Annotated in this window: 17 protein-coding genes and 1 pseudogene; 17 read left to right on the forward strand and 1 reads right to left on the reverse strand. The window is 62.7% G+C overall.

Annotation, left to right across the window (positions count from 1 at the left end; translation table 11 throughout):
- The 7 genes from EOA85_RS06890 to EOA85_RS06920 all read left to right on the forward strand — a co-directional run.
- On the forward strand, window positions 1–614 hold a 614-nt coding region (locus tag EOA85_RS06890), incomplete at its 5' end, for a PhoH family protein (protein ID WP_164759526.1).
- Between the two features lie 12 nt (window positions 615–626).
- The gene (gene ybeY, locus EOA85_RS06895) at window positions 627–1,133 is read left to right on the forward strand and encodes an rRNA maturation RNase YbeY (RefSeq protein ID WP_127208843.1); all 507 of its coding nucleotides are present in this window, start codon (window positions 627–629) and stop codon (window positions 1,131–1,133) included.
- A 27-nt stretch (window positions 1,134–1,160) separates the two neighbouring features.
- Complete coding sequence (locus EOA85_RS06900; protein WP_127208844.1) at window positions 1,161–2,234, forward strand: hemolysin family protein; 1,074 nt, start codon at window positions 1,161–1,163, stop codon at window positions 2,232–2,234.
- A 206-nt stretch (window positions 2,235–2,440) separates the two neighbouring features.
- Window positions 2,441–4,033 carry an apolipoprotein N-acyltransferase gene (lnt, locus tag EOA85_RS06905; RefSeq protein ID WP_127208845.1) on the forward strand — a complete coding sequence of 531 codons (1,593 nt, stop codon included), beginning with the start codon at window positions 2,441–2,443 and terminating at the stop codon, window positions 4,031–4,033.
- A gap of 137 nt (window positions 4,034–4,170) precedes the next feature.
- Entirely contained in the window at window positions 4,171–4,590 is a 420-nt protein-coding gene (locus EOA85_RS06910) for a helix-turn-helix transcriptional regulator (RefSeq protein ID WP_029356958.1), read from the forward strand.
- A 324-nt stretch (window positions 4,591–4,914) separates the two neighbouring features.
- Window positions 4,915–6,204, forward strand: coding sequence for a methionine adenosyltransferase (gene metK, locus EOA85_RS06915; RefSeq protein ID WP_127208846.1), 1,290 nt, complete (start codon window positions 4,915–4,917; stop codon window positions 6,202–6,204).
- An 11-nt stretch (window positions 6,205–6,215) separates the two neighbouring features.
- Window positions 6,216–6,917: a tRNA (guanosine(46)-N(7))-methyltransferase TrmB gene (locus tag EOA85_RS06920; RefSeq protein WP_127208847.1), complete on the forward strand. Its 702-nt coding sequence runs from the start codon at window positions 6,216–6,218 to the stop codon at window positions 6,915–6,917.
- 75 nt (window positions 6,918–6,992) lie between these two features.
- On the opposite strand, the gene EOA85_RS06925 is transcribed toward EOA85_RS06920, so the two are convergent.
- Window positions 6,993–7,157, reverse strand: coding sequence for a hypothetical protein (locus EOA85_RS06925; RefSeq protein ID WP_095517012.1), 165 nt, complete (start codon window positions 7,155–7,157; stop codon window positions 6,993–6,995).
- Between the two features lie 283 nt (window positions 7,158–7,440).
- Between EOA85_RS06925 and rimP the strand changes: the two genes are divergently transcribed.
- The 10 genes and pseudogenes from rimP to EOA85_RS06975 form a co-directional block, all read left to right on the forward strand.
- A complete protein-coding gene (rimP, locus tag EOA85_RS06930; RefSeq protein ID WP_127208848.1) occupies window positions 7,441–8,085 on the forward strand; it encodes a ribosome maturation factor RimP in 645 nt (214 codons plus the stop codon).
- Between the two features lie 48 nt (window positions 8,086–8,133).
- Window positions 8,134–9,729 carry a transcription termination factor NusA gene (gene nusA, locus EOA85_RS06935; protein WP_029356954.1) on the forward strand — a complete coding sequence of 532 codons (1,596 nt, stop codon included), beginning with the start codon at window positions 8,134–8,136 and terminating at the stop codon, window positions 9,727–9,729.
- Window positions 9,730–9,767: 38 nt separating this feature from the next.
- Window positions 9,768–10,418, forward strand: a complete 651-nt coding sequence (locus EOA85_RS06940; protein ID WP_127208849.1) for an RNA-binding protein — start codon at window positions 9,768–9,770, stop codon at window positions 10,416–10,418.
- Window positions 10,415–12,982, forward strand: coding sequence for a translation initiation factor IF-2 (gene infB / locus EOA85_RS06945; protein ID WP_127208850.1), 2,568 nt, complete (start codon window positions 10,415–10,417; stop codon window positions 12,980–12,982). Before EOA85_RS06940 ends, infB begins: the two co-directional genes overlap by 4 nt.
- 123 nt (window positions 12,983–13,105) lie before the next feature.
- Window positions 13,106–13,543: a 30S ribosome-binding factor RbfA gene (gene rbfA / locus EOA85_RS06950; RefSeq protein ID WP_029356951.1), complete on the forward strand. Its 438-nt coding sequence runs from the start codon at window positions 13,106–13,108 to the stop codon at window positions 13,541–13,543.
- Window positions 13,543–14,505, forward strand: coding sequence for a tRNA pseudouridine(55) synthase TruB (gene truB, locus EOA85_RS06955; RefSeq protein WP_127208851.1), 963 nt, complete (start codon window positions 13,543–13,545; stop codon window positions 14,503–14,505). The genes rbfA and truB overlap by 1 nt, the downstream gene beginning before the upstream one ends.
- Window positions 14,506–14,549: 44 nt before the next feature.
- Window positions 14,550–15,644 (forward strand): magnesium/cobalt transporter CorA, encoded by a 1,095-nt coding sequence (gene corA, locus EOA85_RS06960; RefSeq protein ID WP_127208852.1) that lies wholly within the window; start codon window positions 14,550–14,552, stop codon window positions 15,642–15,644.
- Between the two features lie 182 nt (window positions 15,645–15,826).
- Window positions 15,827–16,096 carry a 30S ribosomal protein S15 gene (gene rpsO / locus EOA85_RS06965; RefSeq protein WP_006337962.1) on the forward strand — a complete coding sequence of 90 codons (270 nt, stop codon included), beginning with the start codon at window positions 15,827–15,829 and terminating at the stop codon, window positions 16,094–16,096.
- A gap of 407 nt (window positions 16,097–16,503) precedes the next feature.
- Window positions 16,504–18,651: a polyribonucleotide nucleotidyltransferase gene (gene pnp / locus EOA85_RS06970; RefSeq protein WP_127208853.1), complete on the forward strand. Its 2,148-nt coding sequence runs from the start codon at window positions 16,504–16,506 to the stop codon at window positions 18,649–18,651.
- A gap of 92 nt (window positions 18,652–18,743) precedes the next feature.
- Window positions 18,744–18,940, forward strand: a pseudogene (locus EOA85_RS06975) (methyltransferase); the annotation flags it as partial.

The raw sequence follows: 18,940 nt of genomic DNA on the forward strand, positions 1-18,940 counted from the left end.
CCCTGGAGCGGTCCGAACTCGTCTTCGGCATCGGCCCGGCTGGCACGGGAAAAACCTTCCTAGCGGTGGCGCATGCGGCGATGCTGCTCGAACGTGGCATGGTCGAGCGCATCGTGCTGTCGCGGCCGGCAGTCGAGGCCGGCGAACGGCTCGGCTTCCTGCCCGGCGATATGAAGGAGAAGGTCGATCCCTATCTGCGGCCGCTTTACGACGCGCTTTACGAGATGATGCCGGCCGACAAGGTCGAGCGGGCGATAGCCGCCGAGGTGATCGAGATCGCGCCGCTGGCCTTCATGCGCGGCCGCACGCTGGCGCACTCCGCCGTCATCCTCGACGAGGCGCAGAACACCACGCCGATGCAGATGAAGATGTTCCTGACCCGTCTCGGCGAGAACTCTCGCATGATCGTCACCGGCGATCCGACCCAGATCGATCTGCCGCAAAACACCAAATCCGGTCTGGTCGAGGCGCTCAGGATCCTCGACGGCGTCACCGGCATGGTGACGGTGCGCTTCAACGAAGGCGACGTCGTCAGGCATCCGCTGGTCGCCGAGATCGTCAAGGCTTACGACCGCGACGGCAAGCTGGCCCGGGGCCTGGGCGCCGAAGGCTGATGATGCAGCCTTATGGCTGAGGACAAGAAATCCGGAGGCGAGGATCTTCCGGTTCCCGTCGACATCGATATAGCGGTCGAAGCGGGCGACTGGCCGGAAGAGGCTGCGCTGACGCGGCTGGTCGATCGCGCCGTTGCCGCTGCGTTTGCCGAAACCGGCGTAGCCGGCCGTTCCGAACTCAGCATCGTCTTTTCTGACGATGCCCATATCCGCAGCCTCAATGCCGGCTGGCGCGGCAAGGACAAACCGACCAACGTCCTGTCTTTCCCGGCTTTTCAGCTCACAACGGGCGGCCCGCTGCCGCCCATGCTGGGCGACATCGTGCTGGCCGCCGAGACGGTTGCGCGGGAAGCCGCACTGGAAGACAAGCCTGTCGACAACCATATCATCCATCTCGTCATCCACGGCCTGTTGCATTTGCTGGGCTACGATCACGAGACCGACGCCGAGGCCGAGGAAATGGAAGCCGTCGAACGCGCAGCACTTGCGAGGCTTGCCATTCCCGATCCCTACGCGTAACTAAAAAGATCAAATGACCGGACGACGATGAACGACAAACCAGAGACTGCCGCCCGCCCAGACGCCGGCAGTGCGACCAAGCCATCCGAACAGGCGGAAGAGAGCTCGAGTCCGAGTACCACGACCGGCAGCTTCGCCAGCGAGTCATCGCCTGCCGGTCCTTCCCTGTTCGATCGCGTGCTCGGCCTGTTCAGGCAACGCAACGGCGCCAGCCTGCGCGAGGAGATCGCCGACGCACTTGCCGAAACGGCGAGCGATGCCGGCGCCTTTTCGCCCGGCGAACGGGCCATGCTCAACAACATCCTGCGCTTACGCGAGGTGCGCGTCGAGGACGTCATGGTGCCTCGCGCCGACATTGAGGCGGTCGAGATCACGACAAACCTGGGCGATCTTCTGGGGCTGTTCGAGCAGTCTGGCCATTCCCGTATGCCGGTCTATTCGGAGACGCTCGACGACCCGCGCGGCATGGTCCACATCCGCGACGTGCTCGCGCACATCACCAAGATCGCCCGCGTCAGGAAGGGCAGGACGACCAGGAAAACCGCCGCCGCCACGCTTCTCGATCTCGCCAAGGTCGATCTCACGCGCACCATAGGCGACCTGACCCTGATTCGCCCGGTGCTTTTCGTGCCGCCGTCGATGCTCGCCTCCGATCTCATGGGGCGGATGCAGGCGATGCGTACCCAGATGGCGCTGGTCATCGACGAATATGGCGGCACCGACGGTCTGGTGTCGCTCGAGGATATCGTCGAGATGGTGGTCGGCGACATCGAGGACGAGCATGACGAGGACGAGCCGATGATCACCCAGACCGGCGAGGGCGTGTTTGTCGTCGACGGCAAGGCCGAGATCGACGATGTCGCCAAGATGATCGGCGAGGATTTCGCCGCCGGCGAGCATGGCGAATATGTCGACACGATCGGCGGCATGATCTTCAACACGCTTGGCAGGGTTCCGGCCCGCGGCGAAGTGGTGCAGGCCATCCCTGGCTTTGAATTCCATGTGCTCGACGCCGATCCGCGCCGCGTCAAGCGCGTGCGCATCATGGAAAGCCAGAAGGGCGAGCGCCGCCGGCGCGCGGTGCGCGCCGAGCAGGCTTGAAAGACGCGGCTCGCCCGATCGATCGACAATCCGTTCAAGCACTCAACCTTGCGCTTCTTACTTCGTCTGCGAACCCTGCTTTTGAGTCCGCAACGGTTGGATTGCCGAAATTCGGTGCGGCACGCTGGCTGAAGCGGTCGCCGTTTGGAGCGCGGACCGCGGCCTGATAAATCTTGCTCGGTGATTCGCACGACTCGGAAGCATTGATGAAGCGTCTGGCCGGCCAGATAATTCTGCTGTGGGGTTGGCGCCGCACGCTTGTGGCGTTTCTTGCTGGCGCGCTGGCGGTTCTTGCCCAGGCGCCTTACGATTTCTTCGCCGTCTGTTTTATTTCGTTTCCACTGCTGGTCTGGCTCCTCGACGGCGCGACCGGCGAAGCCTCCGATGGCTGGTTCTGGCGTTTGCGGCCGGCTTTCGCCATCGGCTGGTGGTTCGGCTTCGGCTATTTTCTCGCCGGCCTGTGGTGGATCGGCTCGGCACTTCTGGTCGAGGGCGACAGTTTCGCCTGGGCGCTTCCCTTCGCAGTGGTCGGAATTCCGCTGGCCCTCGCCTTTTTCTACGGCTTCGCAACAGCGGTTGCCCGGCTGCTGTGGAGCAACGACATCGGCCGCATCGCTGCCCTTGCCTTCGGTTTTGGCCTGGCGGAATGGCTGCGCGATTTTCTGTTCACCGGGTTCCCGTGGAATGCCGTCGGCTACGCGGCGATGCCGGTGCCTTTGCTTATGCAGAGCGTGTCGGTGACCGGCATGGTCGGCATGAACGCGCTGGCGGTCTTCGTCTTTGCATTGCCGGCCCTGCTTGCGGCGCGCCGGCATGTCCGCCTGGGAGCTGCACTGCTTGCCGTTGTCGTCGCGGCCCATGTCGGCTTCGGCTATATCCGGCTTGCTATTCCCGAGAAGCCGGCGGAGCGCGGCCTCGACGTCCGCATTGTGCAGCCGGCTGTCGACCTCAGCGAGAAGTGGGACGCTTCGGTGCCCGACCGGATCTTCGCTATGCTGATGGGGCTTTCGGCCAAGGCGCCGGAGGCCGGCCATGACAAGCCGCAATTGATCCTGTGGCCGGAAACCTCCGTGCCGTTTTTTTTCGCCGAACGTCCCGATGCGCTGACCGCGCTGGGAGAGATGCTTGACGACGGCCAGATGCTGATCGCCGGCGTCGTCCGGGAGGAGGGCGGCTCGGCGGCAGATGCCGACAGGCGGTACTACAATTCGGTGGTGGCGATCGACGACAAGGGCGAAATCGCAGATGCTGTCGACAAGGTTCATCTGGTGCCCTTTGGCGAGTATCTGCCTCTTGCCGACCTTCTTGGCCGCTTCGGGCTCAAACAGCTCGTCGCCGGGCCGACGACCTACGCGGCCGGCAATGAGCGGCATCCGATCGCGCTGTCCGGGGGTATCCGCGTGCTTCCGTTCATTTGCTATGAAGTCATCTTTCCCGATCTGGTGGCGATTGACGCTACGTCAGCCGAGCTTATTGTGAATGTCACGAACGACGCGTGGTTCGGTGACACGCCGGGTCCGTACCAGCATTTCAGGCAGGCGCAGATTCGTGCTGTGGAGAACGGGGTGCCCTTGTTGCGCGCGGCCAATAACGGCATCTCCGCTGTCGTCGATCCGCGCGGGCGTATCCTCGACGCGCTGGCGATCGACGCACGCGGAGCCATCGATGTACATGTGCCGATTTCCGATCAAGCCATCGTTTCTTCGCGCCAAAGACGCATTAACGGACTGATGATCTTGTTGCTGTTTGCCCTGGCCGCTTTCACATCGAATGTAAGGCAAAAGCTACGGGCGAATTGACAGTCGACACATTAGAAACTCATACTGTAACGGCCTGAAACTTCTCGAAGTCGGTACGTCGTTGTGTTGGGGCACCGGCCGCCGGCTTCGTTTGGGCAGAAAAACACAAAAAGCCGGAAAAATTCGGCGAGGAAAAAATGGCAGAAGAAAACAAGAAGAAGCCGAATCCTATCGACATTCATGTCGGAAGTCGCATCAGGCTTCGTCGCAATATGTTGGGAATGAGTCAGGAGAAGCTGGGCGAGAACCTCGGCATAACTTTTCAGCAGATACAGAAATACGAAAAGGGGACCAATCGTGTTGGTGCCAGCCGTTTGCAGGCAATCGCCTCGATACTCGGCGTTCCTGTCGCTTTCTTTTTCGAGGACGCGCCGGGCCAGGAGACCGTGGGCAACCGCGGATTTGCCGAGGATACATCAATGGCTTTTGCCGTCGAATTCTGCGGCAGTCCTGAAGGTCTTCAACTCAACCGGGCCTTCGTCAAGATCGCCGACGTGAAGATACGCCGCAAGATCATCGAGCTTGTGAAGGCCCTTTCCACCGACGAAGTCGATTGATTGGGCCGATTGATTTGGCCGTTGAAAACCCGGAAATGGCGAGGCCGTCATAGCGGGCAGGCAAATTCTCGCGATCTCGCGCACCGTGGAATTTACATCCCATAGGCATGCCGGAGAGCGGATCGATTTTACTCGACACCCATGGAAGCAACGTGTTGGAGCTAAGCGCGCTTGCGGCATCCTGCCGCCGGTCACAGTGGTACAAGATAATAGCGCGATTTTCATACCAGAATGGCCGCACCGCTTGACGAGCGCCGCCCGGCACAGCTAACACGTGGCGCGCCAATCGGCAGCGTGCCGATATTTTTTCAAGAGGGGACACCCGTGACGCGGCAAAACTATCTATTCACCTCGGAATCCGTTGCCGAGGGTCATCCCGACAAGGTCTGCGACCGTATCTCCGACGAGATCGTCGATCTGGTCTATCGCGAGGCCAGAAAGACCGGCATGGACCCCTGGAAGGTCCGCGTCGCCTGTGAGACGCTGGCGACCACGAATCGCGTCGTGATCGCCGGCGAGGTCCGCGTCCCCGAGACCCTGCTCAAGAAGGACAAGGCCGGCAACATCCTGATGGATGCCGCCGGTCATCCGCTCGTCAATCCGGCGAAGTTCAAGTCGGTCGCCCGCAAGGCGATCCGCGAAATCGGCTATGAGCAGGCGGGTTTCCACTGGAAGACAGCAAAGATCGAGGTTCTGCTGCACGGCCAGTCGCCGGATATCGGGCAAGGCGTCGACAACGCCTCCGACCGGCAAGGCGAGGAAGGCGCCGGCGACCAGGGCATCATGTTCGGCTATGCCTGCCGCGAGACGCCGGATCTGATGCCGGCGCCGATCTACTACAGCCACAAGATCCTCGAGTTGCTGGCCGCCGCGCGCCATGAGGGCAACGGCGATGCCGGCCGGCTCGGGCCGGACGCCAAGAGCCAGGTGACCGTCCGTTATATCGACGGCAAGGCGGCGGAAGTGACGCAAATCGTGCTGTCGACCCAGCATCTCGACGCCAGCTGGGATTCGAAGAAGGTCCGCAATGTCGTCGAACCCTATATTCGCGAGGCGCTCGGCGAGCTGAAGATCGCCGACAGCTGCAACTGGTACATAAACCCGACGGGCAAGTTCGTCATCGGCGGGCCAGACGGTGACGCCGGCCTGACCGGGCGCAAGATCATCGTCGACACTTACGGCGGTGCAGCGCCCCATGGCGGCGGTGCTTTTTCCGGCAAGGACACCACCAAAGTCGACCGTTCCGCAGCCTATGCGGCACGCTATCTCGCCAAGAATGTGGTGGCCGCCAAGCTCGCCGATCGCTGCACCATCCAGCTTTCCTATGCCATTGGCGTCGCCCAGCCGCTGTCGGTCTATGTTGACCTGCACGGCACCGGCAAGGTCGATGAGGCAAAGCTCGAGCAGGCGCTGCGCACCGTGATGGACCTGTCGCCGTCCGGCATCCGCCGCCACCTCGATCTCAACAAGCCGATCTACGCGAAGACGTCGTCCTATGGCCATTTCGGCCGCAAGGCCGGCCGTGACGGGTCCTTTTCCTGGGAAAAGACCGACCTCGCCAAGGCGCTCAAGGATGCACTCGCCGAAGCGCCCGCCGAAGCAGTCGCGGCCTAGCCGCGGCGTCCATGCATCCGAAAGACCGGCCAAGCCGTGCGACCGAAGCATTTTTCGGTCGCCGGCGCGGCAAGACCATCCGTCCGCAGCAGGCGGCGGCACTGGAAAGCGGCTTCAGCACCTACCGGCTCGATCTGACGGCCGGACCGCCGGCCGAATTGCGCAGCCTGTTCGAAGCCCATGTCTGCGCCATTCATCTCGAAATTGGTTTCGGCGGCGGCGAGCACCTGCTGCATCGGGCGACGGCGGCTCCTGAAACCGGTTTTGTCGGCGTCGAACCTTTCGTCAATGGCATGGCCAAGATGATGATGGCCGTCAGGGAACGGCCGCTTGCCAATCTTCGCGTCTATGACGACGACGCCACGCGCCTGCTCGACTGGCTCCCGCAAGCCTCGCTCGACGGCATCGACCTTCTCTATCCCGATCCCTGGCCGAAGAAGAAACACTGGAAGCGACGCTTCGTCAGTTCCGTCAATCTCCACCGTTTCGCGCGCGTCCTGAAGTCAGGCGGAAAATTCCGCTTTGCTTCCGATATCGATAGCTATGTGAACTGGACGCTGCTGCATTGCCGGGTACATGATGCGTTTGCGTGGCAGGCTGAAGAGGCCGCCGACTGGCATCGGCCCTATGAGGGTTGGCCGGGTACGCGCTACGAGGCGAAGGCCATTCGCGAAGGCCGGCGGCCGGCCTATCTCACCTTCGTCCGGAGATAGTCCTATTCAGCAGCGCGCGTCGCGCGCTTTGCCGTCGACGAGGACCAAAGATGTCCTCGCGCTGCGTCGCCGGTCTTAGAAGCGGCCGATCTTGTTGAAGGCGGCCGGATCCATGCCGAGATTGCGCAGATCGCGCGCGCGTGGCTTGCGGCCGGCTTCGACCGCGTGCGACGCGGCGACGGCGCTGCCGAACACGGTGAAGAAATCGCCGATGGCCGAGAAAACTTTGCGGTTGGTCATGATTATGCCCTTTCGCCTGCTGCGATGCGTGATTGAATTTGTGCAGCGCAACATAGATAGGCGCTTTCGCCTGATATCACAGGGACGTTGCCGCATGGCCGCCATGCGCCCTATGCAACGCTGCCCCCCGGCACTTTCACCATACCCTGCATGCGGACTTGAAACGGCGGCCGCGATCGTCTATATCAAGCTCAAATTCTTGGTCGGTATGGCGAAGAGTGGGTCCACCCGGTCCCGCTCTTTTTTGTTACCTTCCGACCGCCGATGAAGCGACAGGAATCGAATGACTGCAACGGTACCCGACAGCGACGACCGCATCATCCGCGAAAGCGGCATCGATGCGCGCATCGCGCTGATCGTGCAGCCGGTGTTGCGTGCCATCGGCTTCCGCCTAGTCAGGGTGCATCTGACGGGCCAGAACGGGCTGACGCTGCAGATCATGGCCGAGCGCGAGGACGGCACCATGACCGTCGAGGATTGCGAAGAGGTCAGCCGGGCGGTGTCGCCTGCGCTCGATGTCGATGATCCGATCGAAAAGGCATATCATCTCGAAGTATCGTCGCCGGGTATCGACCGGCCGTTGGTCCGCAAGTCGGATTTCGCGACCTGGACGGGTCATTTGGTGAAGGTGGAGACCTCGGTCCTTGTCGCCGACCGCAAGCGCTTCAAGGGCAAGATCGCCGAGAGCGACGCGGACGGCGTGCTGATCGAGCGCGACAAGGCGGCCTATGGCGAAGAGCCGACGGTGCGTGTGCCCTACGATGCGATTGCCGAGGCACGGCTGATCCTGACCGATGACCTTATCCGCGACGCGCTGTCGAAAGACAACAGGGCGCGCAAGGAAGCCAAGAAGCGCCGCGGCGAACCCGAAGACGCGCCAGAGGGCGCAGAAGCGGGCGCGGAAGATGAAACCGAACAGGAAATGTGATTGGGCTGCCGGGCGCAAAGGCTCGGCAACAAGCTCGGGAGAAAAACGATGGTTGTAAGCGCCAACAGGCTTGAACTGCTGCAGATCGCCGACGCGGTCGCGCGTGAAAAGTCGATCGACAAGTCGATCGTGATCGCCGCCATGGCCGATGCGATCCAGAAGGCTGCGCGCTCGCGCTATGGCCAGGAAACCAACATCCGTGCCGACATCAATCCGAATACCGGCGAGATGAAGCTGCAGCGGCTGATGGAAGTGGTCGAGAAAGTCGACGACTATGCGACGCAGATCGCCATTTCCTCCGCGCGCGAGCGCAATCCCGACGCCCAGCTCGGCGACTTCATTGCCGAACAGCTGCCGCCGATGGATTTCGGCCGCATCGCCGCCCAGTCGGCCAAGCAGGTCATCGTGCAGAAGGTGCGCGAGGCCGAGCGCGACCGCCAGTATGACGAGTACAAGGACCGCATCGGCGAGATCGTCAACGGCACCGTCAAGCGCGTCGAATACGGCAACGTCATCGTCGATCTCGGCCGTGGCGAGGCGATCATCCGCCGCGACGAGCTGATCCCGCGCGAGAACTACAAATATGGCGATCGCGTCCGCGCCTATGTCTACGACGTGCGCCGCGAGCAGCGTGGTCCGCAGATATTCCTGTCGCGCACCCATCCGCAGTTCATGGCGAAGCTGTTCACCATGGAAGTGCCGGAAATCTACGACGGCATCATCGAGATCAAGTCGGTCGCCCGCGATCCGGGTTCGCGCGCCAAGATCGCCGTCATCTCGCGTGACAGTTCCATCGATCCTGTCGGCGCCTGCGTCGGCATGCGCGGCAGCCGCGTTCAGGCGGTGGTCGGCGAATTGCAGGGCGAGAAGATCGACATCATTCCGTGGTCGCCTTCGGCTGCTTCCTTCATCGTCAACGCGCTGCAGCCAGCGGAAGTCGCCAAGGTCGTGCTTGACGAGGATGCCGAACGCATCGAAGTCGTGGTGCCGGACGACCAGCTGTCGCTGGCCATCGGCCGCCGTGGCCAGAACGTCCGGCTCGCCTCGCAGCTCACCGGCTGGGATATCGATATCCTGACCGAGCAGGAAGAGAGCGAGCGCCGCCAGAAGGAGTTCGTCGAACGCTCGGCGCTGTTCATGGATGCGCTCAACGTCGACGAGATGGTCGGCCAGGTGCTCGCCTCCGAAGGCTTTACCAGCGTCGAGGAAGTCGCTTATGTCGATGCCGACGAGATCGCGTCGATCGACGGCTTCGACGAGGACACCGCCTCGGAAATCCAGGCCCGCGCCCGCGAGTATCTGGAGAAGATCGAAGCCGAGCATGACGAGAAGCGCAAGGCGCTGGGCGTCAAGGACGAGTTGCGTGAGATTCCTGGCGTGACCACCGCCATGATGGTGACGCTCGGCGAGGACGGCGTGAAGACGATCGAGGATTTCGCCGGCTATGCGGCCGATGACCTGACCGGCTGGAAAGAACGCAAGGACGGCGAAACGAAGGTGTTCCCCGGCGTGCTCGCCAGTCACGGCGTGTCGCGCGCGGATGCCGAGCAGATGGTTCTGGCCGCCCGCCTCAAGGCCGGCTGGATCACCGAAGACGAGCTTGCAGCCGAAGACGTGCCGGCTGACGAAGCCGTTGGTGCGTGAGGTGAAACCGCATCGCACACAACCCGCCCTTGGACGAGATGAACGATCGCACTTGCATCGTCACGCGCAGACAGGCCGAACCGGATGAATTGATCCGCTTCGTCGTCGGCCCGGATTCGGCCGTCGTTCCGGATATCAAGAAAAACCTGCCCGGCCGTGGTTGCTGGGTGACGGCCGACCGCCTACATATCGACAAGGCGGCAGCGAAAAACCTGTTCGCTCGCGCCTTCAAGGCGCAGGTGACTGTGCCGACCGATCTCGGCGGCATGGTTGACGGGCTGCTTTCCAGATCCGCTCTGGGCATGCTCGGTCTTGCCCGCAAGGCAGGTGCGATCGCGCTCGGCGCCACCAAGGTCGAGAGCGCGGTGCGTGGTGGGCTGGCGCTTTTCGTGTTGCATGCGACCGAAGCGTCAGATGACGGCCTCCGCAAGATCCGCCAGGCGCGACGGGCAACCGTCCGGCTTGGCGGCCCCGCCATCCTCGCCTACAAACTTTTCTCCGAGGCCGAGTTGAGCTTGGCATTGGGGGGTACAAATGTGATACATGCTGCCGTTCTCGCGGGAGACGCGGGCAGGGCGGTCCAGAAGCGCATGGTTGCGCTCGACCGGTATCGGGGCGGTTCCCCGGACGATCTGGCAATGCTTGCGGCCGTTGCTGACGAAGATGATGCCGCAGAGGATATGGAATGAGCGATACGAAATCGGGCGACGACAAGACGTTGAGTGTGACGCCGAAGAAGACCTTGACGCTGAAGCGCCCCGGTACGGAACAGGGCACCGTGCGCCAAAGCTTCTCGCATGGCCGCACCAAGGCGGTCGTGGTCGAGACTAAGAAGCGCAAGTTCTCGCTGCCCGGCGACAAGCCAGAGCCGGCCGCTGCCCCTGTGTCCGTGTTCACGCCGAAGCCGCCGGTCGCGGCAGCGCCCGTTGTGCAGCAAGCGCCCAAGGCGCCGCCGCCTCCGCCGCCGGTCGAACGCGGCGGCATGGTGCTGAACGAATTGTCGCGCAATGAGATGGAGGCGCGCCGCCGGGCCCTTGAGGGTTCGAAGGTGCGCGATGTCGAGGATCGCCAGCGCGCCATCGACGAGGCCAAGCGCCGCGCCGAGGATGAAGAGCGCCGCCGTCGCGAGCGCGAGGAATCCGCGCGCCGCCAGGCCGAGGAAGAAGCCCGGCTGCAGGCCGAGGCCGAGTCCCGCCGGCGAGCCGAGGAAGAGGCGCGTCGCCGCGCGCCGCTGGCCGCCGAACTGGCGACAGTCGACGACGAGGACATCAAGCCGAAGCGGACCGGCGCCGGTGCCCCGGTGCGCCGTCCGGTCACGCCCGAAGTGGCACGCCCGGCTAAGCCGACCAAAGGCGAGGAAGATCGCCGCCGCGGCAAGCTGACGCTGAACGCCGCACTTACCGATGAGGATGCGCGTGCGCGTTCGCTGTCGTCGATGCGTCGGCGCCAGGAGAAATTCAAGCGCGCGCTGCATAACGAACCGCGCGAGAAAGTCATGCGCGAAGTGATACTGCCCGAAACCATCACCATCCAGGAACTGGCGCAGCGCATGTCCGAGCGCGCCGTCGATGTGGTCAAGTTCTTCATGAAACAGGGCCAGATCCTGAAGCCGGGCGACGTCATCGACGCCGACACGGCCGAACTGGTCGCCACCGAATTCGGCCACACGGTTCGCCGCGTCGCCGAGTCCGACATTGAGGAAGGCCTCTTCAATATCGCCGATCGTCCCGAAGATCTCGAGCCGCGTCCGCCGGTGGTGACCATCATGGGCCATGTCGACCACGGCAAGACGTCTCTGCTCGATGCCATCCGTAATGCAAATGTCGTGTCCGGCGAGGCCGGCGGCATCACCCAACATATCGGCGCCTATCAGGTCGAGAAGAACGGTCACAAGATCACCTTCATCGACACGCCCGGCCACGCCGCCTTCACGGCGATGCGCGCCCGCGGCGCTCAGGCTACAGACATCGCCATCCTTGTGGTGGCGGCCGACGATAGCGTGATGCCGCAGACGATCGAATCGATCAGCCATGCCAAGGCGGCCGGCGTTCCGATCATCGTGGCGATCAACAAGATCGACAAGCATGACGCCGACCCGCAGAAGGTGCGCTCGGAACTGCTGCGCCACGAAGTCTTCGTCGAATCGATGGGTGGCGAGGTGCTGGACGTCGAAGTGTCGGCGACCAAGGGCACCAATCTCGACAAGCTGCTCGAAGCGATCCTGCTGCAGGCCGAAATCCTCGACCTGAAGGCCAATCCGGACCGCACCGCCGAGGGCGTCGTCATCGAAGCCCAGCTTGACAAGGGCCGCGGCCCCGTCGCCACCGTGCTGGTCCAGACCGGCACGCTGATGCCCGGCGATATCCTCGTTGCCGGCAACGAATGGGGCCGGGTGCGCGCGCTGGTCAACGACCGCGGCGGGCAAATCAAGGAAGCGCCGCCGGCGATGCCGGTGGAGGTGCTCGGTCTGCAAGGAACCCCGCAGGCCGGCGACCGCTTCGCCGTGGTCAACAATGAAGCCCGCGCCCGCGAGATCACCGAATATCGCCAGCGTCTGGCGCGCGAGAAGGCGGTGGCCAAGCATGCCGGCCAGCGTGGTTCGCTCGAACAGATGATGTCGCAACTGCAGACGAGCGGGCTGAAGGAATTCCCGCTGGTCATCAAGGGCGACGTGCAGGGCTCGATCGAGGCGATCAACGCGGCGCTGGACAAGCTCGGCACCGACGAGGTGCGTGCGCGCATCGTCCATGCGGGCGCCGGCGGCATCACCGAAAGCGATGTGTCGCTGGCGGAAACCTCGGGTGCCGCAATCATCGGCTTCAACGTCCGCGCCAATGTGCAGGCGCGCGCGGCTGCCGCGGCGGCAGGCATCGAGATCCGCTACTACTCGATCATCTACAATCTCGTCGATGACGTGAAGGCGGCGCTGTCGGGCCTGCTGTCGCCGGAGCGTCGCGAGACCTTCATCGGCAATGCGGAGATCCTCGAGATCTTCGACATCACCAAGGTCGGCAAGATCGCCGGCTGCCGTGTCACCGAAGGCAAGGTCGAGCGCGGTGCGGGCGTTCGCCTGATCCGCGACAATGTCGTCATCCACGAAGGCACGCTGAAGACCCTGAAGCGCTTCAAGGACGAAGTGGCGGAGGTCCCGGGTGGCCAGGAATGCGGCATGGCCTTCCAGAACTACGAAGACATGCGCGTCGGCGACGTCATCGAGTGCTTCCGCGTCGAGATGGTGACCAGGACGCTCTGAGTTCGAGCGTCTTGAGTTGAGCATCTACTGAGACCGGGCGGTGGTCGAAAGGCTGCCGCCCAAAGCATATGAGACATGCGGCGCGGTCCCATCCCGTGCCTCACGATTTCAGGATAGAGAAAAATGCCCCGTTCAACCACGTCAGGTCCATCCCAGCGCATGCTGCGCGTCGGCGAACAAGTGCGCCACGCGCTGTCGGAAACCTTGCAGCGTGGCGAGATCCTCGATCCGTTGATCGAGAACGCTGTGGTTTCGGTCTCGGAAGTGCGCATGTCGCCCGATCTGAAGATAGCCACCGCCTTCGTCTCGCCGCTCGGCGCTGGCGATGCCGATGCGGTGGTCGAGGCGCTCAACAAGCACGCGAAATTCGTGCGCGGCCGCGTTTCCGGCGCGCTTCGGCAGATGAAGTACATGCCCGAGTTCCGCTTCCGGCTCGACACCAGCTACGACAATTTCCAGAAGATCAACGAATTGCTGCACTCGCCCGAAGTGGCGCGCGATCTCGGCCCAGACGCCCAGATTGGCGACCAGAACAAAGGCAACTACAAGGACGAAAAATAGTGGCTCGTCGCGGCAAGAAGAAGGGTCGGCCGATCTCCGGCTGGCTAGTGCTCGACAAGCCGGTCGGCATGGGTTCGACCGAGGCTGTCTCCAAGATCAAATGGTTGTTCCAGGCGGAAAAGGCCGGCCATGCCGGCACGCTCGACCCGCTCGCTTCCGGCATGCTGCCGATTGCGCTCGGTGAAGCGACCAAGACGGTGCCCTATGTCCAGGATGGCGCCAAGGTCTACCGCTTCACGGTTGCCTGGGGTGAGGAGCGTTCGACCGATGACCTCGAAGGGCCAGTGACGAAAAGCTCCGACCAGCGTCCGGCTGAAGCCGATGTGCTTTTGCTGATGCCGAAATACACCGGCGTCATCATGCAGACGCCGCCGCAGTTTTCGGCCATCAAGATCGCAGGCGAGCGCGCCTATGATCTTGCCCGCGACGGCGCGACGGTCGACATCCCGGCGCGGGAAGTCGAGATCGGCCGTCTCGACCTGATCGAGCACAATGCTGATCGCACCATTTTCGAGGTCGAATGCGGCAAGGGCACCTATGTGCGCTCGCTGGCCCGCGACATGGGCCGCGACCTCGGCTGTTTCGGTCACATCGCCGAGCTGCGCCGAATCGAAGTCGAGCCGTTCACGCAGGAAGACTTCGTCACCATCGCCGAGCTGGAAACCGCGCGCTTCGGCGGCCAGGGCGATGAACGTTCGGATTCAGCGGACACGGTGCCGGCCGATTTCGACGCCATCGACGCGCTTCTGGTCGACACATCAGCCGCGCTCGACTGCCTGCCGCAGATCGCGATCAGCGACGACGCTGCAACAAAAATCCGCCTCGGCAATCCGGTCATCATCCGTGGCCGCGACGCGCCAGTGGAAGCCGAGGAAGCCTGCGCTACGGCGCGCGGCAAGCTGGTCGCCATCGGCGCCATCGAGCAAGGCATGTTCAAGCCGAAGCGGGTCTTTGCCGGGTGAGTCCCGTCGTCTAATCTCGATCAGACGCAGCATCCGAGGGGCACATGGCAAAGGCCGAGACAATCAAGAAGCGGGCGCCGGTGACTGCAAGGCGGCCGCCGGTCGGCGCATCACCCGGCACACTGATCGCCGACCCGGCGGCGCGGCGCAGCGAACTGCGACTGACACTGATGTCGCCCGACAAATTCGAGACAATCGAAAATGCCAGCATCGACGACGTCAACGCTCATTGCCACGCATGGCCGGTCATTTGGCTCGATTGCACCGGTCTCGCCAACATCCCGCTGATTGAGGAGATCGGCCGGATTTTCAGCCTGCATCCGCTGGCGCTGGAAGACGTCGTCAACACCGGCCAGAGGCCGAAGGTGGATTTCTTTGAGGACCATGCCTTCGTCGTCGTCAGGATGATCGACGACGTCACCGCGCATCGTTACGAGCAGATCGCGGTCTTCTTCGGCAGGAACTTCGTCGTCACATTTCAGGAGCGCGAAGGCGATCCGTTCGATCCCGTGCGCAAGCGCATCGAAAGCTCGATGCCCAACCGGCTGCGCGCACGCGACGCTGACTATCTCGCCTATGCGCTGATCGACGCCATTGTCGACAGCTATTTCCCGCCGATCGAGACTGCCGGCGAATTGGTCGACAGCATCGAGGACCAGATGCTGCGCGCGGCGGACAAGCACCAGATGCGGCGGCTTCACGAGTTGCGGCGCGACGCCAATGTGCTGAAGGGGGTACTTTGGCCGATGCGCGATGCGCTGGCCACGCTGATCCGCAACGACGTGCCCTACGTGAAGCCCGAGACCAAGATCTTCCTGAACGACACGCTCGATCACTCGCTTCGGCTCATCGAACTGGTCGAGACCCAGCGCGACATGCTGACCGGTCTGATCGAGATGCATGTGTCGCTGAGCCAGGCACGCACCAGTGATGTCATCAGCTATCTGACGATCGTCTCGGTGATCTTCATCCCGCTCACCTTTCTCGCTGGCGTGTGGGGCATGAACTTCGATCCCGAAACCTCGCCATGGAACATGCCGGAGCTGAAGGCACAATACGGCTATCCGGCGGCGCTCGTGTTCATGGCCGTTGTCGCGCTCGGGCTTGTCGCTTTTTTCAGATGGAAGAAGTGGCTTTAGCCGAAGGGAAATCTTCGTTTATGCAGCAAAAAGCCGGCTTGTGAATTGGGCTGGTGTTTTTGCCTGAATTGCACTATATGCGCCGCAGCATCGTGCAATGACACCTTGCTTGTACCGGCCCCTGCTGGACGACATCCCGGCCGAGGGCGTCCCGTTTCCTCAAACAGATAAGGAAAAACACGATGTCGATTACTGCCGAGCGCAAGAAGGAATTGATGGGTGAATTCGCAACCGCCAAGGGCGATACCGGGTCTCCGGAAGTTCAGGTGGCCATCCTTTCCGAGCGCATCAAGAACCTGACCGACCATTTCAAGGACCACAAGAAGGATAACCATTCCCGCCGTGGTCTGCTCGCTCTCGTCTCCCAGCGCCGCAGCCTGCTTGATTATCTCAAGCGCAAGGATGACGCGCGCTATCAGACGCTGATCGAGAAGCTCGGTCTGCGCCGTTGACCAATTGGCCGGCGGGTTCTTTCGAGAGCCCGCCGGTCGCGCATTGGAGCAGTCCATTGCTCTAATGAAGAAAGTAGAGCGCCGCGCATCGATTTGGACGCGCAAATAGGACGCTCTGAAACTTTGAATTTGTGCAAGGCATTTTCCGAGAGCCGCGGTTTTCGGGGCCACGCGCAAGGTCCGTCGAATCGACTGGCCAGACCCGGTTTCGAGATAGCACAGGGCCATTCGAAACCGCCCATGGACGGTCATGGGGCAGGATTGCAGGACGCTCGCCCGGCAGCCGCGCCGGATTTACCCGAGCTTCCCGTTGTCTTGCCCGTGGCTGCCCGAGAAACGAAGCCAAGGGAAAGGGGCACTCGCGCACGTGAAACGGCGCGGCCCTTTCCGCATATGAAGGACAAGACATGTTCAATCACCACAAAGTGGAAATCGAATGGGGCGGCCGTCCGCTCATCCTCGAAACCGGCAAGATTGCGCGCCAGGCTGACGGCGCGGTGCTCGCCACCTACGGCGAAACCAAGGTTCTCGCCACCGTTGTTTCGATGAAGGAGCCGAAGCCCGGCCTCGATTTCTTCCCGCTGACCGTCAACTACCAGGAAAAGACCTACGCCGCCGGCAAGATCCCGGGCGGCTATTTCAAGCGCGAAGGCCGCCCGAGCGAAAAGGAAACGCTGGTCTCCCGTCTCATCGACCGTCCGATCCGGCCGCTCTTCGCTGACGGTTACAAGAACGACACGCAGATCGTTGTCACCGTCGTCCAGCATGATCTCGAAAACGATCCGGATATCCTGTCGATCGTCGCCACCTCGGCGGCCTTGACGCTGTCCGGCGTCCCCTTCATGGGCCCGATCGGCGGCGCCCGCGTCGGCTACATCAACGGCGAATACGTGCTCAATCCGCATGTCGACGAGATGCAGGAATCAAAGCTTGACCTGATCGTTGCCGGCACCTCTGACGCCGTGCTGATGGTCGAGTCCGAAGCCAAGGAGCTCGGCGAGGATCTGATGCTCGGCGCCGTCATGTTCGGCCATCGCGGCTTCCAGCCGGTGATCGACGCAATCATCAAGCTGGCCGAGGTCGCCGCCAAGGACCCGCGCGATTTCACCGCGCCAGACTATTCGGCGCTTGAAGCCGAGATGCTGAAGATCGTCGAAGGCGAGCTTCGCGACGCCTACAAGATCACCGACAAACAGAAGCGCTATGCCGCCGTGGACGCCGTGAAGGCGAGGGTCAAGGCTGCGTTCGCACCCGCAGAAGGCGAAGAAGCAAAATACACGTCCGAGCAAATCGGCACCGTGTTCAAGGAGCTCCAGGCCAAGGTTGTGCGCTGGAACATCCTCGACACCGGTTCGCGCATCGACGGCCGCGATCTGAAGACGGTCCGCAAGATCGTCTCCGAAGTCGGCGTCCTGCCGCGTACCCATGGCTCGGCGCTGTTCACCCGCGGCGAGACCCAGGCGCTGGTCGTCGCCACGCTCGGCACCGGCGAAGACGAGCAGTACGTCGATTCGCTGACCGGCATGTATAAGGAGAAGTTCCTCCTTCACTACAACTTCCCTCCCTATTCGGTCGGCGAAACCGGTCGCATGGGTTCGCCCGGCCGCCGCGAAATCGGCCACGGCAAGCTGGCTTGGCGCGCGATCCGCCCGATGCTGCCGACATCAGACCAGTTCCCCTACACGCTGCGCGTCGTCTCGGAGATCACCGAGTCCAACGGTTCGTCGTCGATGGCCACCGTCTGTGGCACCTCGCTGGCGCTGATGGATGCCGGCGTGCCGCTGGCGAAGCCGGTCGCCGGCATTGCCATGGGTCTGATCAAGGAAGGCGAGCGCTTCGCGGTGCTCTCCGACATTCTCGGCGACGAGGATCATCTCGGCGACATGGACTTCAAGGTTGCCGGCACCGCCAACGGCATCACCTCGCTGCAGATGGACATCAAGATCGAAGGCATCACCGAGGAGATCATGAAGATCGCGCTGGACCAGGCCAAGGACGGCCGCCAGCATATCCTCGGCGAAATGGGCCATGCGCTCTCCGGCGCGCGTTCCGAACTCGGCGAATTCGCGCCGCGCATCGAGGTCATGCACATCCCGACCGACAAGATCCGCGACGTGATCGGCTCGGGCGGCAAGGTCATCCGCGAGATCGTCGAAAAGACCGGCGCCAAGATCAACATCGAGGACGACGGCACGGTCAAGATCGCTTCGTCCAACGCCAAGGAGATCGAGGCGGCCAAGAAGTGGATCCACACCATCGTCGCCGAGCCGGAAGTCGGCGGAATCTACGAGGGCACGGTCGTCAAGACCGCCGACTTCGGCGCTTTCGTCAACTTCTTCGGTCCGCGTGACGGCCTCGTCCACATCTCGCAGCTCGCCAATGACCGCGTCGCCAAGACTTCTGACGTCGTCAAGGAAGGCGACAAGGTCTGGGTCAAGCTGATGGGCTTCGACGAGCGCGGCAAGGTCCGCCTGTCGATGAAGGTCGTCGACCAGGCCACCGGCAAGGAAATCGCCCGCGACAAGAAGGCCGAAGGCGAAGAAGACGCCGCCTGAGCGATCTGACGGTACAATCGAAGCGGGCGCGCCGACAGGTCGCGCCCGTTTTCATTTTCACGACAAGCCCAGCTGCATTTCGAGGTCGAAAAATGTCCGCCGAGCCGCTGAAGACACTGTTCCATCCGTTCGAGGCCGAGGCTGTCTCCCTGCCGCGTAAGGGCGAGCGTGTCCTCTTTCTGGGCGCCGAACCGGGTTTCCGCCTGCCCGAAGGCTTCGATGCAGCACTGCATCTGGTGCAAGGCTTCCGCCCGCATTTTCGCGCGCTGCAGGGGGCGGGCTTCGCGGT

The organism is Mesorhizobium sp. M5C.F.Ca.IN.020.29.1.1 (assembly GCF_003997375.1).
Classification (GTDB): Bacteria; Pseudomonadota; Alphaproteobacteria; order Rhizobiales; family Rhizobiaceae; genus Mesorhizobium; species Mesorhizobium wenxiniae.